General features: G+C 38.9%; 17 protein-coding genes. 1 reads left to right on the top strand and 16 read right to left on the bottom strand.

What is annotated here, in order from left to right; translation table 11 throughout:
* Window positions 1-435, top strand: a 435-nt coding sequence (locus Q9Q35_RS10660; RefSeq protein WP_304653344.1) for an NFACT RNA binding domain-containing protein, incomplete at its 5' end; no start/stop codon positions are given.
* Window positions 436-485: 50 nt separating this feature from the next.
* Here Q9Q35_RS10660 and parC read toward each other — a convergent pair.
* From parC to pyrE, 16 genes are all read right to left on the bottom strand, one after another.
* Entirely contained in the window at window positions 486-2,921 is a 2,436-nt protein-coding gene (gene parC / locus Q9Q35_RS10665; RefSeq protein WP_304653345.1) for a DNA topoisomerase IV subunit A, read from the bottom strand.
* Window positions 2,922-2,938: 17 nt separating this feature from the next.
* Window positions 2,939-4,912: a DNA topoisomerase IV subunit B gene (parE, locus tag Q9Q35_RS10670; RefSeq protein WP_304653346.1), complete on the bottom strand. Its 1,974-nt coding sequence runs from the start codon at window positions 4,910-4,912 to the stop codon at window positions 2,939-2,941.
* Window positions 4,913-4,978: 66 nt separating this feature from the next.
* A complete protein-coding gene (locus tag Q9Q35_RS10675; protein WP_304653347.1) occupies window positions 4,979-5,416 on the bottom strand; it encodes an 8-oxo-dGTP diphosphatase in 438 nt (145 codons plus the stop codon).
* Between the two features lie 264 nt (window positions 5,417-5,680).
* On the bottom strand, window positions 5,681-6,952 hold the full coding sequence (locus Q9Q35_RS10680; protein ID WP_304653348.1) for an MFS transporter permease: 1,272 nt from the start codon (window positions 6,950-6,952) through the stop codon (window positions 5,681-5,683).
* Between the two features lie 274 nt (window positions 6,953-7,226).
* Window positions 7,227-8,150: a tyrosine-type recombinase/integrase gene (locus tag Q9Q35_RS10685; RefSeq protein ID WP_304653349.1), complete on the bottom strand. Its 924-nt coding sequence runs from the start codon at window positions 8,148-8,150 to the stop codon at window positions 7,227-7,229.
* Window positions 8,151-8,237: 87 nt separating this feature from the next.
* The gene (locus tag Q9Q35_RS10690; RefSeq protein WP_304653350.1) at window positions 8,238-9,077 is read right to left on the bottom strand and encodes a metallophosphoesterase; all 840 of its coding nucleotides are present in this window, start codon (window positions 9,075-9,077) and stop codon (window positions 8,238-8,240) included.
* A 17-nt stretch (window positions 9,078-9,094) separates the two neighbouring features.
* Window positions 9,095-9,562 (bottom strand): hypothetical protein, encoded by a 468-nt coding sequence (locus Q9Q35_RS10695; RefSeq protein WP_304653351.1) that lies wholly within the window; start codon window positions 9,560-9,562, stop codon window positions 9,095-9,097.
* Window positions 9,563-9,864: 302 nt separating this feature from the next.
* Window positions 9,865-10,776, bottom strand: coding sequence for a DMT family transporter (locus Q9Q35_RS10700; RefSeq protein ID WP_304653352.1), 912 nt, complete (start codon window positions 10,774-10,776; stop codon window positions 9,865-9,867).
* Between the two features lie 71 nt (window positions 10,777-10,847).
* Window positions 10,848-11,633: a glutamate racemase gene (gene murI, locus Q9Q35_RS10705; RefSeq protein WP_304653353.1), complete on the bottom strand. Its 786-nt coding sequence runs from the start codon at window positions 11,631-11,633 to the stop codon at window positions 10,848-10,850.
* A 71-nt stretch (window positions 11,634-11,704) separates the two neighbouring features.
* Window positions 11,705-12,865, bottom strand: coding sequence for a pyridoxal phosphate-dependent aminotransferase (locus tag Q9Q35_RS10710; protein ID WP_304653354.1), 1,161 nt, complete (start codon window positions 12,863-12,865; stop codon window positions 11,705-11,707).
* Between the two features lie 115 nt (window positions 12,866-12,980).
* Entirely contained in the window at window positions 12,981-13,514 is a 534-nt protein-coding gene (locus tag Q9Q35_RS10715; RefSeq protein WP_304653355.1) for a biotin transporter BioY, read from the bottom strand.
* Window positions 13,515-13,636: 122 nt separating this feature from the next.
* Window positions 13,637-14,395 (bottom strand): DeoR/GlpR family DNA-binding transcription regulator, encoded by a 759-nt coding sequence (locus tag Q9Q35_RS10720; protein ID WP_304653356.1) that lies wholly within the window; start codon window positions 14,393-14,395, stop codon window positions 13,637-13,639.
* A gap of 196 nt (window positions 14,396-14,591) precedes the next feature.
* Window positions 14,592-15,518 (bottom strand): manganese-dependent inorganic pyrophosphatase, encoded by a 927-nt coding sequence (locus tag Q9Q35_RS10725; protein ID WP_304653357.1) that lies wholly within the window; start codon window positions 15,516-15,518, stop codon window positions 14,592-14,594.
* Window positions 15,519-15,712: 194 nt separating this feature from the next.
* Window positions 15,713-16,663 (bottom strand): LysR family transcriptional regulator, encoded by a 951-nt coding sequence (locus Q9Q35_RS10730; RefSeq protein ID WP_035448283.1) that lies wholly within the window; start codon window positions 16,661-16,663, stop codon window positions 15,713-15,715.
* A 426-nt stretch (window positions 16,664-17,089) separates the two neighbouring features.
* On the bottom strand, window positions 17,090-18,031 hold the full coding sequence (locus Q9Q35_RS10735) for an LCP family protein (protein WP_304653358.1): 942 nt from the start codon (window positions 18,029-18,031) through the stop codon (window positions 17,090-17,092).
* Window positions 18,032-18,181: 150 nt separating this feature from the next.
* Window positions 18,182-18,808, bottom strand: a complete 627-nt coding sequence (pyrE, locus tag Q9Q35_RS10740) for an orotate phosphoribosyltransferase (protein ID WP_304653359.1) — start codon at window positions 18,806-18,808, stop codon at window positions 18,182-18,184.
* Between the last annotated feature and the right edge of the window lie 7 nt (window positions 18,809-18,815).

An 18,815-nucleotide genomic window follows, 5' to 3' on the forward strand; every position in this document is an offset into this window, starting at 1 on the left:
CTCGAATTACAAACAGCCGGTTACCTATCCCAAACTAAGCAACAAAAAAAGCGTAAACCTAAATTAGGCAAACCAGAAACCTTTGTTGCTACTGATGGGACCGAGATCTCAGTCGGTAAAAATAATTTGCAAAATGATCGGTTGTCGTTAAAAACAGCACAAAAAAATCACTATTGGCTCCACGTAAAAGACATCCCTGGATCTCATGTGATCGTGCATAGTGCCCAGCCGACTAAAGAAACTTTACTACAAGCTGCTAGTTTAGCCGCCTACTATTCTAAGGCTCGGAACTCAGCCAATGTTCCAGTCGATTATGTGCAAGTTCGACATCTAAGAAAGCCCAATGGTGCTAAACTGGGCTTTGTGATCTATGAAGGACAAAAGACCCTTTATGTCACGCCAGACAAAGCATTAGTAGCTAAACTAAAAAAATAGATATATCAAAAAGAGTATGCTATCAACTTGGATAACATACTCTTTTTTAATTATTCAGTTTCAGTATCTTCTATCGTATAGAGTCTTATAGTTTGTGGTCCACCCTCACTTTTAGCATCAAATACGTACGATCCATTGGAATAGCGCTCATTAAAGTTATGGGCATTTGGTTCAACAGTGATCATTTTTTCAGTCTCGGTGATAACTTCTAAACGTTGATCAGGTGCGATCAAAAACGCAGTGAATACTCGATGTGGTTTGCTCTTTAGTTCCCGTAAGATCTGTACTCCTCGGCGAGCCCGTGATGTTATTGGGATCTCAGTGATCTTCATCTTCTTAAATGATCCTCGTGTCGTTAATAACCCAAGTGCGCTTTGCTCATCGGCTAACAATACAGAAACTAAAGTATCATCACGTAGATCCATACACTTGACCCCTGCTGCTCGTGCCCCTGTTGTTGGAACTTCAGCTAGATCATAGCGTAGACCGTAACCATTATAAGATACACAGACTAATTGCTTGTTCTCAGTTGTGTAATACAACGAAATAACTTCATCGGTCGGTGTTTTGAGTGTGATATAACGACTTGCCCGTGACTTATAAGTCCGGCCAGGCTTTAGATCAACTAGTGCGGTCTGCTTGATAAAGCCTTCTTTAGTTGCAAAAACAAAGTTTCCTGGTTCGTCTAAACTTTTGAAAACTTTAGCAAAAATGACACGCTCATCGGAATCTAAGCCTACAGTTTGCGAGAGATGTTCCCCTGTATCTTTAAAGCGTGATTCGGTGATCTCGTGAACTGGACGATAGATCACATTTCCTTTATTAGTAAAGATAAAGAGATGATCTAACGTGTTGACAGTCGTTTGTAGGATAGGTTCATCGTCTTCGCGCAAGCCATTATCATTAACATCTGATGCGTTGAAAGAACGCAATGAGGAGCGTTTAACATAACCCTCCCGTGAGATCTGAACGACCACATCTTCTTGAGCAACTAAGACTTCAGTTTCTATCTTAAGTGATGCGATCTTGGCTTGGATCTCGGTTTTACGTGGAGATGCGTATTTTTTAGCGATCATTTGTAATTCTTGGCGAATGACCTTATCTAATTCCTTAGGATCATTTAAGATCTTTTCGTATTTAGCGATCGCTTTTTTAAGAGTAGCGGCTTCTTTTTCTAGCTCAGTCACGTCAGTATTCGTTAACCGATACAATTGTAAGGCAACGATCGCATCGGCTTGTTTTTCAGTGAAATCAAACTGTTGAACTAAATTCTTAGTAGCATCTTTACGGTTTTTAGAAGCACGAATCACCTTGATGACTTGGTCTAAGATCGATAAAGCTTTGATCAGACCAATAACGATATGTTCTCTTTGCTTAGCTTTATTTAAGTCAAATTCAGTCCGTTTAGTTGTAACTGCTCGTTGATGTTCTAAATATGAGATCAAAATCTGTTTTAACCCAACATGCTTAGGGCGCATATGATCGATCGCGACCATGTTAAAGTTATATGAGATCTGGAGATCAGTATTTTTAAAGAGATAATTCAAGATCCCTTCAGCATTGGCATTTTTCTTTAACTCGATCACGATCCGTAAACCGTCACGGTCACTTTCATCCCGAACTTCAGCGATCCCTTCAACTTTTTTGAGTAACCGGATCTCATCTATTTTTTTGACTAAAACGGCTTTATTAACTTCATAAGGGATCTCAGTGACCACGATCGCAGATTTTCCTCCACGGAGGGCTTCGATCTCAGTCTTAGCACGTAACATCGCACGACCACGGCCAGTTTCATAGGCTTTCTTGATCCCGTCTGATCCTTGCAAGATCCCACCAGTTGGGAAATCAGGTCCTTTGATAAATTGCATCAACTCTTCCAAGCTTGCTTCGGGGTGTTTCATCAAATAGATCGTTGCTTGGATCGTTTCATCTAAGTTGTGGGTCGGGATCTCGGTCGCATATCCCGCTGAGATCCCTGTAGCACCGTTTACCAGTAAGTTAGGGAAACGGGCGGGTAAAACAGTCGGTTCGTATTCCGTATCATCGAAGTTTAGGACCATATCAACTGTCTTTTTATCAATGTCTTTAAGCATTTCAGCAGCGATCTCAGACAGACGCGCTTCAGTGTAACGCATCGCAGCAGGCGGATCTCCATCCATCGAACCGTTATTACCGTGCATTTCGATCAACGGTTCACGTAACTTCCAATCTTGACTCAAACGCACCATCGCTTCGTAGATCGAACTATCGCCGTGAGGATGGAAATTACCCATCACGTTACCTACAGATTTAGCCGATTTTCTAAATGGTTTATCGAAAGTATTTTTATCTTCGTGCATTGCAAATAAGATCCGGCGTTGCACGGGTTTTAAGCCATCCCGAATATCAGGTAAGGCGCGCTCTTGGATGATGTATTTAGAATAACGTCCAAAACGTTCACCCATAACGGCTTCCAAGGATAGTTCTTGGATATTTTGTTCAGACATTTACAAATTGCTCCTAACTATGCTTTATCTTCTGTTTCATGAGCTTTATTAGCTAAAGTCGTATCTAATAAGCTTCCATCTTCTTCTAGGGTGAACTGGACATTTTTCTCGATCCATTTGCGTCGTGGCTCGACTTTATCACCCATCAAGGTCGTGACTCGCTTTTCAGCTAAGGCATCATCATCGATCTTGACTCTGACCAAAGTTCTTGTTTTGGGATCCATCGTTGTTTCCCAAAGTTGATCGGCATTCATTTCACCTAAGCCCTTGAAACGTTGCAAAGTATACCCTTTACCGATCTCTTTAGCTTGTTTTTCCAATTCCTCGTCAGTCCAAGCGTAACGTACTTGAAGTTTTTTATTGACACTTTTTTGGAGTTTATATAATGGAGGTAAAGCGATATATACTCGACCGGCATTGATCATCGGACGCATGTATTTATAGAAGAAAGTCAACAATAGCGTTTGAATGTGCGCACCGTCAGTATCAGCATCGGTCATGATGATGATCTTGTCATAGTTGGCATCTTCAAGCTCAAATTCAGCACCAACACCTGCACCGATCGTATAGATCATCGTATTGATCTCTTCATTTTTCAAGATATCTTGCAACTTAGCTTTTTGTGTATTCAAAACTTTCCCACGTAACGGTAGGATCGCTTGGAATTTACGGTCGCGCCCTTGTTTAGCAGATCCACCAGCTGAATCCCCTTCGACGAGGAACAATTCATTTCGTTTGGCATTACGTGATTGTGCGGGGGTCAATTTACCTGAAAGCAACCGATCTTTTTTATGTCGTTTTTTGCCATTCCGACTTTCATCACGCGCTTTACGCGCAGCTTCGCGCGCCTCTCTAGCTTTAATAGATTTTTTAACAAGATCTTTAGCGAAATCGCCATTTTCCATCAAATAGTAGGTCAATTGCTCATTGACGACATTATCAACGATCGCCCGCGCTTCGGGTGTTCCTAACTTACCCTTTGTTTGTCCTTCAAATTGCAATAATTCTTCAGGGATGCGCACAGAAACGATGGCCGAAAGCCCTTCACGAACATCGCTACCTTCAAGATTTTTATCTTTGTCCTTTAAAAGACCGACTTTACGAGCGTATTCATTGAACGCTTTAGTCCAAGCGGCTTTCATCCCTGCCTCGTGTGTTCCTCCGTCTTTAGTGCGGACATTATTAACAAATGACATGATATTTTCTGAGTAACCGTCATTGTATTGACCAGATACTTCAACTTCAACACCATCTTTTTGCCCTTCAAAATACATCACATCGCCTAATGTATCTTTATCTTCATTTAAATAGGAAACAAACTCTTTGATCCCCTCTTCAAATAAGAAGATATCTTGGGTATCTGTCCTTTCATCAGTCAAAACGATCTTGACACCTTTTAATAAAAAGGCTGATTCACGTAGACGTTCTGCTAAAGTATCATAATTGAATTTTGTTGTCGAAAAGATCTCAGGATCAGGCTTAAAAGTGACCGTAGTCCCACTGTTTTTCTTTGTTTTGCCTAATTTTTTGAGAGTCCCGACTGGTTGACCACCATTTTTGAAATCTTCTTCGTACTCAACGCCATCACGAACTGTATTGACAGTCAAGCTAGAAGATAGTGCGTTTACGACTGAGGCTCCTACACCATGAAGACCACCAGAAGTTTTATAGTCACCTTGACCAAATTTCCCCCCAGCATGTAACACTGTGAAAATAACTTCCACTGTTGGGATCCCCATAGCGTGCATCCCAACTGGCATCCCGCGCCCGTAATCAACGACTGTGATCGAATTATCAGGATGGATCGTGACATCTATCTCTTTACCATAACCAGATAAGGCTTCATCAACTGCATTATCGACAATTTCATAAACTAAGTGATGCAATCCGCGGCCGTCAGTGGAACCGATATACATCCCAGGTCGTTTTCTAACTGCTTCTAAGCCCTTTAAGACTTGAATGGAGTCATCACCGTATTTTACTTTACTCATACATTCATTTCCTTTATCAAATTTAAAAGTCACGTTATCTATCTTACCGCATCAAAAGGATAACTATCAATATAAATTAATGTTATCTTGAACTTGGTAGATCTCGGATAAAGTGTCATTGGCAAAAACTTTGTACATTTCATCAAAAGTTTTTGCCAGGTCTTGCTTTAGTAGATCGCATTCAGGCAACCAGAAGACCTCACCTTCACTTGATGACTTAAGTTCACCTGAAAATTTGGTTGCGCGATAAAGCAAAACTATGTAGCGGGTCTCATTGACAAAAAATTGTTTGATCCCACAAAGTTTGGGATCTAATAAAGTCAACCCCGTTTCTTCAAAAAATTCTCGGATCATTGCTTGGTGAAATGATTCACCCATTTCAACATGTCCGCCTGGAAAAGTGATCCCCGGCCATTGCTTTTTACGTCGGTTTTCAACTAGCACTTGTTCACCGTTGCGTAATAAACACATATTAGTGAGTTCGATAGTCTCGGTTCGTGCCATTAAATTCACTCCTTTATATAACGCTGAGAGACGCATTTAAACGCAGCGTTCACGTTCTAGTTAATAGATTATCAATCTTAGCGCAAAATATCAAACGATATTATTTATCGAACATACATTCTATATTATACACAAATATTAACAAAATGGGGATGATTTTGGCTAAAAAACTTTCAACTTCCGCTAATGTTAATTTGCGGAAGTTGAATTTTAGGGCATAAAAATAGTGTGATCAGCTTTTGCCACTGAGCACACTATCTATTATTAACGTTTGTTTTTATAGATCACGATCTCTCCGATCAATATAAAAATGAGTGTTGCACCAAATTCGAGTAGCCACGAAGTTTTTAGACTAAAAAGTTGCAGACAGATCGTTGTCAGTAAGATCCCTAGTGGAGCAGATATCAATAAAACAAAATTGATAAGACTATCGACACGAGTTAGCTGTTCTTCATCGATGACCTGGACCAGATCGGTATAATATTTAGGTGCCATATATCCACTAAGAATGATACCGATCAATTTAAAAAACAGCGTATACCCTAATGGCAATCCGAGAAAACAACTCCCTATAGCAAACACAAGTGCTACATTAGCCAACATAATAAGTTGACCATAATTTACCTTTTCTAACCAATTAAAACGTAAAAATGAACCTAAAAGTAAACCGATAAAAGAAGTGAGTTGTAAAATGACTAGGGTCTGTGAATAGCTTCCCAAACGTAAATTACTAGTCGAGACCATGGCAACGTTTAGTAGTAATCCATATCCCATAGCTATCACTTTGCCGAATGTAAGTAACCACACGGTCTGCATAATATGTTTTTGTTTCATATGAGTATATGCTAATCTCATTTTTTGTAAAAAATCTGTGGCTGAGACGTGATCTTGGGCTGAAATTACCATTTTTACTGTATCATCAAACTTGATCTTTTTTAGAAAAAATAAGCTCAAAGCAAAGGTTACAGCATTCAAAAGTGCTAATCCCCAAAAATTATTGGGGTATACGACTAACCATTGCGCACCAATGAGCTGTCCGATAATTATACTTAAGCTGAATAAAACGATATCTAACGAAGAAATTTCGCGCCGTTCACTTTGATCGATCCAAGTCTTTGAAAACGGAGTAAACATCTTACTCATATAACCATCGAGTAGATCTGATAATACGTTTGCTAATAAGATGATCACGAACAAAGCTAGTGGCATATGATATTTAAGCAACAAAAAAGCAAGTGCAAAATAGAGCAAAACTTGTATCATGTTAAGTAATGCTGCTTTTTTGAGACGTTTAGTTTCACGGTCAGTCAAATAAGCTAATACAGGCTCAAGCAATCCTGGTAAATTTTCAAACAATTTGACTAATGATATCGCTAAAGTACTATACGTTTGTTTAGAAGCCAAAGTCAACAAGGCTAAGTTATATAGCGCACTTCCGATCCGATTGACTGTTTTTTCACAGATCAAATAGCGTACGTGCTTTTTTTCTCTCAAAACAACGATCAATTTAGCATTTGTCACCCTTCTTAAATTCATAATTTTCCCCCATCAATAACCTTTGAAAATATCTGATACTGATATTGCTGTACTTTTTATCCTACTAATAAAAAAGATAATGCTTTAATTAATTGTCCCCCGATTTTGAATCTATATGTTCTAAATTACAGTTACTATAGCATATTAAGAAGAAAAACAATAATACTTTTATGATTAAAATATACTAATTATAATTTCAATTAGAAATGACTTGTACTTTATCAGTTTTTCGAGTTATTTTTCAATAAAAAAACGTTGGCTTTCAAACCAACGTCTACTTAAAGATCGCATCACTGATCCGATCACTGCTTTTGTTATTTAAACTGTTCAAATGATGTGCATAGATCTCAGTCGTTTGAATGTTTGTATGCCGCAAAAGCTGTTGAGTCTCTTCCAACGTGGCACCATTCAGCAAGTTCAAAGTAGCACTGGTATGTCGCGTGCTATGAGCCGTTAAACGTGAACTATTATAACCAGCTTCAATAAAGCAGTGTTTTACGATCCCACGAATGCTTCGAGTTGAAAGCCGCTTACCTAGGTTGTTATTAGAAGTCGAAGCAAAGAGCGGTGCTACACTATTTGTCTCTTTTCTTGCTCTCAAATATTCACGTAACGCTGTTTCAACTTGATCGGGCATTCTGATCGGAGCATCCTTTTCGATATGCCCTTTACCTTGAACATATAAAACGACCACATCACCACTGACACGCATATCTTCAATATTAGCACGTCTGACCTCGATCGTTCGCAAAGCCATCGTCAACATCAAGGCTAACATTGCATAATCGCGCTTACCTTTTAGAGTGCTGCGATCGATATTTTCCAAAACTGCTGCCGCTTGCTTAGAAGTCAGATAATCTTTTTTATGTTCGGTCCCTAGCTTTAAACCTTTGACATTTTTAGCAATATCACGATAGATCCCCATCTCCTCGGTCCATTTGAAAAATTGCTTGACCGCCATTAAATAATTTTGTACGGTTGTTGGGCGTAACCCAATTGCTAACAAAGATTCGCGATAGTTTTTAACATCTTGTGGGGTCGGCTTTGTGATCTGGTGTTGTTTAGTGTAATTAAACCATTGTTTCAATGAGGTTTTATAAGTACGGATCGTGTTAGGTGAAGCATCGATAAAATTGATAAAGCGTTCCAAATAATCAATTTCAGCTAATTGTGTAGCGTAACTAGTTTGCAGATCCATAAAAATTCCTCCTGTTAGTTTTTAGATCCCCAGCTTATTTTAAGCTGGGGATCGTTTTTGTTTACTAAAGTTAAAGTAACTTTTTATTTATCGAACTTTATTTTGATAAGCGATCACTTCTTGGTCATAACCGTACTTTTCATTATACTTAGCTAATAATTCTTGATCATGTGTATAGACCTTGCCTGTTGTCAAAAGTTTTTCGTAAAGCTCAAGGTAGGCAATATCAGCTTTTTTTGCTAATGCCAATTCTTTTTGGTGGTCATAGGCGACTTTACAAAAAGATATCCCGCTAACCCCAGAGCCATCGATCTCTAGTAAAGCATACTGCGCTCTAAGATCAGCTTGCAACTTTTTCCAATCACAAAAAGGCTCACCGACTGAGCCGGGATTTAACACGATCTGTTCAGCAGTCGTATAACGCATCAGTTGATGGTGAACATGTGCATAGACTGCTAGATCGGCGTGGATCCCCTCTAAAACGGCATCAAAGTCTGTTTGTGGTCTCGTAGGATAGAGCTTTTGACCATAATTTAACTCTGGCAAATTATGTGAGACACTGATCGTCAATGGACCACGCGTAAGTGTTTGTTGGATCGGATTTTTAGCTAAAAAATCTAATTCAGCTTGTCCTAGATCTTGACCACAAGTCATTGCTAATTTAGAAAAATACACATGACTAGGTTTGACTAATTCGATCTTACCGGCTAACCCGTGTAATAACAGATCATCCCAATTGCCGCGGATAAATACCGTTGGCTGTAATGAATGCAGTAATTCTAAGATCTGTTTTCCCCCAGGTCCAGGCATCAAAATATCGCCTAAGACCCAGACCTCATCAACTGCTTTAGCTTTGATATCAGCAATAACAGCCTCTAACGCTGTTAAATTACCATGGATATCCGAAATTATCGCTATTTTATCCATCAAACCATCCCTATTCCTTAATCATTTACCAAATTATCAGTCTTTGGTTTCAATAATTTCATACATTTGCGTCGTTCTTTGACTACTGCCGTTTGCATCTCTTTCTTTGACCACTCAACTACCGGTGCAAATTCATATTTAACATACATATTTTTATCTTCAAAGCGTACATTTAAAATGGCATCGATCTGGACCCAGATCCCGGTACTTTCATCATAGATAAATTCCCCTACTTCCGAGACTTCACGAAATTCGTGCGGTTGATACATGATCTCGGCTTGAGTCGTCGTATATTCAGCCGACAGATCTGGCGTTTGGAGCTGTTGACATAAACAGTCACAATAGATAAACTCACCCGCAGCACGAGGAGCAACTCTAATACTTAAAATGTTTATCACAACAAATGTTGCTTTACGATAATTAACAATATCGCCAATACTGATCACTTCATTTGAACGACGCCTAACTCGAATTTTTTCTAACATTGACTTTCCCAGCTATATAAAATGTGAAACAACATAATCTTTGGTAATTATACTTGCGAAAGAAATATAGTTTTTCCCTTCCTAAACTTGAGACCCACATCTAACGAACTGTGAGCAACTCTTCTCGCACATTTTTAACTTTCCGAATAGGCCACTCCAGCTAAATAGCAGATCTCAGTATACGAACTAATTCCATAATAATATACTATCATTTTTCCTAAGTTTTAGCTATAACTTATGGAAACGTTTTAAAAATATAGCTAAAAAATACTCGCCAATATTTACGACGAGTATCTCTTTACTTAGACATTATTGGTAAAATTCTTTTTTCTTGGACGCCAATTCAAGGCTAAAACAGCAATAATGACCAAAAATGAGCCTAACAGATCTGCTCCACTGAGTTGTAGACCAAAAAAGATGATCGAACCGATCGTTGCTGCTATTGGCTCAAAGGCATCTAGCATACTAGCTGTTGTTGGGCGGATGTATTTCAAAGCATTAGTAAAGAGTTGAAATGGGATGATCGTCCCTAAAACGACAACAGCTAAAACTAATAATACTAATTCTAATGTCAAAGAAAATGACTCAAATTTTGGATGGATCACAGTCAAACCGATCCCGGCGATCAACAATCCCCAACCGGTCACTGCCGTTGACGAATAATGTTTTAATAAGCTACGAGGGATCAAAGTATTAGCTGCTCCCCCAACTGCTGAAAGTAATCCCCAGATCAAAACGGCTGGTGTGATCGCTAATTGAGTTAGATCACCATGCGTTGCAAGCAGTGCTACACCTAAAAATGCCACCATAGCACTGATCAGTTCGATCCGCCGTGGTCGTTGCTTTTGAAAGACTGCTAGATATAAAATAATGAAAAATGGTCCGACAAATTGCAAGATCGTCGCGATCGAAGCATCACCTAATTTGATCGCCATAAAATAACAAAATTGTACTGGAATTATTCCACCTAGCCCATAAGCGATCGCTGTTTTGGCACTTTGCTTATTTTGCCAAAGCGCTAATGGGGCTTCCTTTTTATAGCTGGCCAAGGCCAATAAAACTAGGCCCCCACTGAGCATTCGGATCTGACTCAATAATAGTGGAGTCAATCTAGGCTCGAGTTCAAAGATAAATTTAGCAAATAAGCCCGACACGCCCCAAAGAAAAGTCGACAAAATCGTCAGCATCGTCCAGAGTTTTTGTTGTTTTGTCATTTGTTGTCCTCACTATCTAAAAAATTCCAAATAAAAGAGCTGAGAGGTCTTCTCAGCTCAAAGTGACTGTGTTAATCAGTCAAGTCCATCAGTTTTTTGCTCAGCTCAATTTCAACTGGTGTGGCATTACTATTTTCAAAAATTATTTCACCGGCTGTTTGATTAGGTGAAAGCAACTGCTTTTGTGTCAATAAATGCTTCAACTCGCGCGCTGCCCCTGCACCTCCGTCAAAAACAGCGATATTTTTTCCAATAACATCCTGGATCGCTTTTTTAACAAATGGAAAATGCGTGCATCCTAAAACAACTGAATCAACGTTTTCTTTATACGGTGCTAATATATCTTCTAAGTATGCATATAATTCTGATGAACTTAATTCGCCTTTTTCGACAAACTCAACTAACTTCGGTGCTGGTAACTTGATGATCTCGCCTTGATCAGAAAAACGTTCCATCAAATGATTGAATTTTTCTTCCTTTAAAGTCAATGGAGTCGCCATCACTAAGACTTTAGAACCCGTTTGATGCAAAACAGCTGGTTTAACAGCTGGTTCCAGTCCTACGATCGGAATTTCAGGGTACTTTTGACGTAAATATGTGGCCGCAGCGCTTGTCGCAGTATTACAAGCGATCACGATCGCTTTGACTTTCTTTTGCTGGATAAAGTCCTCTACGATCGCTTCGCTCAAAGCTTTGACTTTGGCTACACTTTTTGTACCATAAGGGGAATTTTTCGAATCCCCAAAGAAATAATAGCGCTCATTTGGCATGAGCTTATAGATCTCACGTAAGACACTGATCCCGCCGAGACCTGAATCAAATACTCCGATCGGAGCTAAAGCCTTATTTTCCGTCATCACTGTTCCTCATCTCTACTGCATTATTCACAATTAAATATTCTAACACTTTTTGACAGTGAGGAGTAGTCTTAATAATTATCAGTAAATTTTTTGATACGTTCACTTGCTTGGCGTAGGTCATCCATAGAAGCTGCATAACTCAAACGCACATACCCTTCACCACCTTGACCAAAGGAAACACCTGGGATCAAAGCAACTTTTGCTTTCTTGGCTAATTCACGGACAAACTTCCATGAGTCATGCCCACATTTAGCGGGGATCTTAGCAAATAAATAAAAAGCACCGTCTGGTTTGACCACCTCAAAACCAGCATCTTCTAAAGCTTGGCGCATAAAATCACGTCTAGCTCGATATTCCTTGCGCATGCTCAAGGCGTCATCTTTTCCTTTAGTCAATGCTTCTAAGGCAGCAAATTGAACATTTGTCGTTGGTGCGGTTACCATATATTGATGTGCTTTGACAACTTGTTCACTAAAATCCTTTGGCCCTAAAATAAAACCCAAACGCCAGCCAGTCATCGCATGTGATTTAGATAGACCGCTGATCACGATCGTATTTTCGGGTAAAAAACTTGCTAACGAAACATGTTGGCCCTCATAAGTCAACTCAGCATAAACTTCATCACATAAAGCCCAAATATCATATTCAGCGATCACTTTAGCTAAAGCCGCTAATTGTCCTTTTGTATATGTCGCCCCTGTTGGATTACTTGGGTAGACCAACACGACTGCTTTGATATTTTTATCTTTATTTGCATCTAAAGTAGCACGTAATTTTTCAGGTGTTAAAATAAAACCATCAGCGCTCGTATCAACTTGCAATACATCGGCTCCATTCAACTGACTGATCGGAGCATAGATCGGAAAGACTGGAGTTGGCATCAAGACTGTATCTCCTGGATTTAAGATCGTTTGCAAACTAGCTGCGATCGCTTCTGTCGCCCCCACAGTCGTAATAACCTGTTCTGGAGTGTAAGCTAGATCATATTTTTCTTTGTAGTACTTAGCGGCAGCACGTCGCAACTCCATTATTCCCGAATTAGGTGTATAGTGGGACTGGTCCGCATTGATCGCCGCGATCGCAGCTTGTTTTACATGCTTTGGTGTATTAAAATCTGGCTCTCCTAATGTTAACTTAATGATCCCCTCGATCTGACTGACTTCCATATCGAATTGCCGAATATCTGATACAGCAATGGATTCGATCCTATGGTTAAATCTAGCTTGCATAAAAACATTACCTCACTTTTTTAAATTTACTCCATTATATAGCAGATAAATTAAAATTGCCAAAGAATTTTAAATAAATAAAAAATGCAGCCCGTGTGACTGCATTTTGACATAGCTATACCTTAGCACTTCGTTTGGTAAATTCGCGATAATAGATCTGTGCGCATATGCATACTAGGATGACCTTAACTGCTCCAGGAAGAAGAAAGGGAACTCCCAATAAAAGAGCATTTTCCAAGTTGATATCGCTGATCACAAGTAACCACAGTGAACCACATAACAACTGTATTAAAGCTCCTAGACTGTTAGCAACTAATAACCAGCCAAACGTTTGCTTTTTTATGACCAATGAGCCAACAATTATGACATAGACTAAAAAACCCAGTAAATAGCCCCCAGTATTACTGAATAAGACGCCTAGCCCCCCTTTAAAATTAGCAAAGATCGGTAAACCGATAAAACCAAGTAATAGATACACTAAAATCGTCTGTAAACTATATCTTAGCGGTAAGATCGAGGCTAACAAACCGACAGCAAATGTCTGAAGCGTCAACGGTATCACAGGTAAGGGGATCGTTAATTGTGAACAAACGATCAGTAAAGCGAGCATGATGCCAGCTAAAGATATGTAATATAATCTATTTTTCAAATTCAGTCATCCTCTCTACTACCAATATCATAAGCATACGAGTTTTAAACCTTTTTGTCAACTTTATTAAAATTAAAAGTTTACTATATCTATAAAAAAAGAAGCTAGCAGGCTTCTTTTAACTAGTCTTCTTGGGTCACGATCATCTTAGTTTCAGGAGCAAACATCGCACGTTGTTCTGGCGTCGGTGCTTGGTCGGTGATAAATAACGAGATCTTATCCAAAGGACAAATACGATAGTAAGATTTATTGACAAACTTTTGATGTTCAGCTACCAAAATGACTTTACGCGCCCGTTTGACCGCCATTCCAACGATCTGAGCATCATCTTGATCAAGTAAATAGGCACCATTTTCATCGATCCCAGATGCGGCAATAAAGGCTGTATCAAATACGACGTTTTGCAATTCTTCGATCGCTAAATTTGAATAGAAATAACGATTCTCATGATTCAAAGTTCCACTCAAGACCTTGACCCGTACTTTATTATGCTCGGCTAAAGCCATACAATTATCTAAAGAATGGGTCACGATCGTTAGGGGCATATTGATATTTTGACAAGTCTTCAATAAGATCGTTGACGAATCGACAAAATAAACATGATGCGGTTTAAAATAGGGCGTGGCTGCTAAGGCGATCTGCGTTTTTTGCTTAGTGAAACGAGCTAAACGGCTTTGAAAGTTCGGCACGCTACGCCCAAAATCTAATGGTAAGATCCCACCATGTGTGCGCCTGACCTCACCTCGTTTAGCTAACAACACGATATCGCGTCGCGCAGTATCTTGCGAGATCCCAAATTCCTGCATGATATCTTTAGTCGACAATTCCTGTCTTTCTTCTAATAATTGTTTGATCAATTCAATTCTCTTTTCTTGACTCATCAAGCGCACCTCTTAACTAATTATCTATAATTATTATACCTTTAGTTATCAGCAATTAAAAGCATTTATAATGATGTGCTTATTTAAATAGGTTAATTCCCTTAAAGAATAGCTTATTTTCTCCTACTGAAAAATAAAAAGCGCATACGTCCTTAAATTGAGCGCATGCACTTTTATTACTTAACTAAAACAACTTTTAAGCGTTAAAAGCTTCTTCTAATTGTGGAACGATCTGTTTCTTACGGGAAACAACACCTGGTAGATCAACTTTGTCAGCCACCAATTCTTTTTCAAAGGCCTTTTCGACCATTTCCTTAGGTTCGCCAACGACTAAAAGACGTGTGTTGGAATCTAGGATGTTAGTTACCATCAGCAAGAACAGATCATAACCTTCAGCAGCCGATTGTTTTTCGATAGCTTCACGTAAAGCAGCTTCACGTGCGAAAACTTCATCAAGATCGACTGTGTTTACTTGATCGACACGGACTGTCTTCCCGCCCATGTCAAATGATTTTGCATCGGCTGTGATCAATTCTTCTTCTGTCTTACTTGCCAAGTTTGTCCCGGCTTTAAGCATTTCAAGGCCATAAGCTTCTAGATCTACATTAGCGATCTTAGCTAAAGCTTTTGCAGCAGCTTCATCTTTAGCTGTAGTCGTTGGTGATTTGAATAGCAAAGTATCAGAAATAATAGCAGATAACATCAAACCAGCCAATTTAACTGGGATCTCAACGTTATTTTGCACGAATTCACCGTAAATGATCGTACTTGTACAGCCAACTGGTTCAGCATGATAGTACAAAGGTGCAGCTGTCGCAAAGTTAGCGATCCGGTGATGATCAACAACGTGTGTGACTGTCACATCAGCAATATCAGCGACACTTTGTTGTTCTTCGTTGTGATCGACCAACATTACAGCATTTACTTCAGGAGCTGCCTTTTCGATCACACGTGGAGCTGGTTCTTCAAAATGTTCTAAAACAAATTTTGTTTCTTCGTTTGGTGTACCCAAAGCAACAGCTTCGACTTCATTACCCAAAGCGTTTTGCAAAAATGCGTAAGCTTTAGCAGCTACGATCGCATCTGTATCTGGATTTTTATGTCCGAAAACTAATTCTTTCATCAAAAAATATCTCCCATCTAAAGTATTCCTAACTTCAATAATTCTACCACACAACTAGCCAAACTTAAATAACAATAAAAAAGCTGTGACATAAGTCGCTATTTGACGTTCAAAATATGTAAAAAGAACTCACCATGATGCGCATTTGCATCGTGGTGAGCCCTTTTATGTGGAACTGATCCTTTGATAATAGCTTATAGGCTTTCTTTGAGACGTGAAACGTAATCTTTTTTAGCTAGATAACCATCAAAAGTTTTCAAAAAACTATTGATACGTGGGATCTGATCCTTACCACGTCTAAAAACGAAGGCCAAATCGAACTTGATCTCTGGTTCAAATAACGCCATCCCCATCTCACCATGGTTTTTAGCTGTTACAAACGACATTGGTAGTGCAGTGTAACTACCAGTTCGTTTAGCAAATTCAAAAAGCTGCTCTGGTGTAGCAAAGTGAGCTACGCTATTAGGATGATCGACCATTGCGTTCTTATAAGCTTCTCTGATCGTATCATTCAAGTAGTATTGTGGTGGATATGTCACCCATTTATTGTTCAAAGTGTCCTTGAACCGCACCCGCTTGCGCTTTTCTAAGCGTTCATTATTGTGCAAGAAGATCAGGTCTTCGGTAATGATCTTTTTAGTTTCGTATGGTTTCCAGTTCTTGATACTTTCATCTGGAAGATACATTACCGCTAGATCGATCGTATTATTTTCTAAGCGCTCCCAAATCTCCTTACGTGTCAACATATGCGTGGAGAGTTTGATGCCGTTATTTTTTTCGTAATATTCGATCGCAAAATCAGTGAAGACTTGATCCTCGATCGAAGCTAAGATCCCAATGTTGATCGTCCCTTGAGTTGCACTTGTCGATTGTTGGATCTCATCAGCTGCTTTATTTAATGTTTCATAGATCTGGTGAGTTGCATCTAGCATGGTGTAGCCCGCATCAGAAAGGTGCAACTTTTTACCAACCGAATAAAACAGTGGTGCTCCGACCGTTCGTTCTAATTTCTTTATTTGTTGAGTCAAAGCTGGCTGCGTGATCCCCAAGATCTGAGCTGCTTGGGTATAACTCATCGTTTCAGCTAATTGCAAGAAATAGGTCAACGTCTTTGATGAAAAGATGTTTTCTTGTTGTGTCTTCATATAAGTATATCCTTTCCCGTAGCATTATCCTTCATTAATTCAAATGCCAAATATCTTATCTTTATATAAATAATTATACTATATTATGATAGTAATGTTAAAACTTTTTGAACTCTCTAAGGGGAATAATTCCATTATAAGTGAAAAATTCTATAACTACTAAAAATTTGGATAAATTAATGAATATAGTACACAAAATAAAATAAAAAACGATAATTTATGCTTCCACCCATAAATTACCGTTCCACTAGTAGATAACTTCCACATGATCTACCATTTTCAAATACGCAAGCACAAAACAATAAACAAAAAATTATATTGTTATGATCTGTACTACAGTATCAGTATACTATCACTCATTCTAAGTTTCAATGAAAATATATGAAAAAAAGTTGAGAACTTATTAATCCTCAACTTTGATTTTAATTATTTGATTTTTAGCGTTTGCTTCAATTGAGATTGAACTTTATCCAAATTTTCCTTTGGTACGACTTCATATGAGACTCCATCGATCATTTGACCATTACCCTTGAGTTGGATCTGATCGATATTTTTAGCCCCGCCATAATTAGTTACGATATCTTTAATATCATCAAATGTTAAATCAGTTTTCATATTAGCCGAAATAGCATTCAAAATGCTATGGTATTTAGCTAAACTATCGATCGAAGCTGCTTTTTCCACTAAAGCAGTCAATACTTGACGTTGGCGCAATTGCCGCCCGTAATCGCCTCGCGGATCCTCATAACGCATCCGAGTATAAGCTAAGATATTATCAGAATCGATCGTGACTTCTCCTTTAGGAAAATGAACATCTAAGTTAGTAAATTCTAAGTCATTATCGACTTTGACCGGACCGATCGCTTCTGACAACTGTTCAAGGCCTTTCATATTGATCTCGATATAATGGTCGATCGGAATATCTAAATAGCTTTGTAATGTATTCAATGCTCCAGAAACACCATCGTATGAATAAGCTGCATTGATCTTATTGTTGCCTGGATGGCCTGCGATCGTAACTAAAGTATCTCGTGGAATACTCAATAATTCCGTCTTTTTAGGAGTAACAGCCGCTACCATGATCGTATCGGAACGCCCTTGTTCAGTCCGGCCGTACTCACCAGTATCGCTTCCTAATAAAAGGACCGAAAACGGTTGTCCGTTGTCTAAATTGACACTGCCGGTACGCTTATCGTCATGTTTGACAGCTTTATATGTAACATCGACAGCTTTTTTAGCATCGAAATAGAGTTTGCCTACAATAACTGCATCAATTAGTAAAAAGAGGCCCAATGCGATCAAGACCCACTTCCACCAACGTCTTTTCTTCTTATGATGATGCTTATGTTTATGTTGTTCATCAGGCATCAACAATCACCGCCTTAGTATCTATATTAATAAAAACAAACCTTGTATATTATACCAATATTCCTAAATTTTGTATAACAAAAGCTTTTCATATCTGAGTTAAAAATTTAAAATGACCACCCAATACGTATGGATGGTCATTTTTATCATTTAGTCTTTAGCTGACCAGTTTTCAGGATCATGGCGCCATTTTTCCAAGACTTTACGTTCTGCAGTTGAAATATAGTTAGCTTCAACGGCTGCTTCCAATAATTCTGAGTAATTAGTCAATGTAAAATAACTCAGATCTGCTTGACTAAAATTATCAACGATCGCTTGTAATTGATAACTAAAGATCGCGCCAACGCCTAAAACATCGGCTCCTTCATTTTGCGCAGCCTTAACAGCTTTCAAGACGCTCCCACCCGTCGATAGGAGATCGTCGATCACGACTGTTTTAGCCCCAGGATGCAAAACACCTTCGATCTGCTTACCACGCCCATGATCTTTGGGTTTAGAACGAACATAAACCAATGGCAAGTCTAACTCAGCGGCTATCCAAGCTGCATGTGGGATCCCTGCCGTAGCTGTCCCTGCGATAACTTCGACTTCTGGATACTTTTCTCTTATCAATTCGGCAATTCCTTTGGCGATCGCTGTTCTGATCTTAGGATAGCTGATCGTCAAACGGTTATCACAATAGATCGGACTTTTGATCCCACTTGCCCAAGTAAAAGGTTCATTTGGGGATAATTTTACAGCTTGAATTTTGAGTAAGTCTTTTGCGATTTCTTTCATTTACTTT

The organism is uncultured Ligilactobacillus sp. (assembly GCF_948826705.1).
Taxonomy (GTDB): Bacteria; Bacillota; Bacilli; order Lactobacillales; family Lactobacillaceae; genus Ligilactobacillus.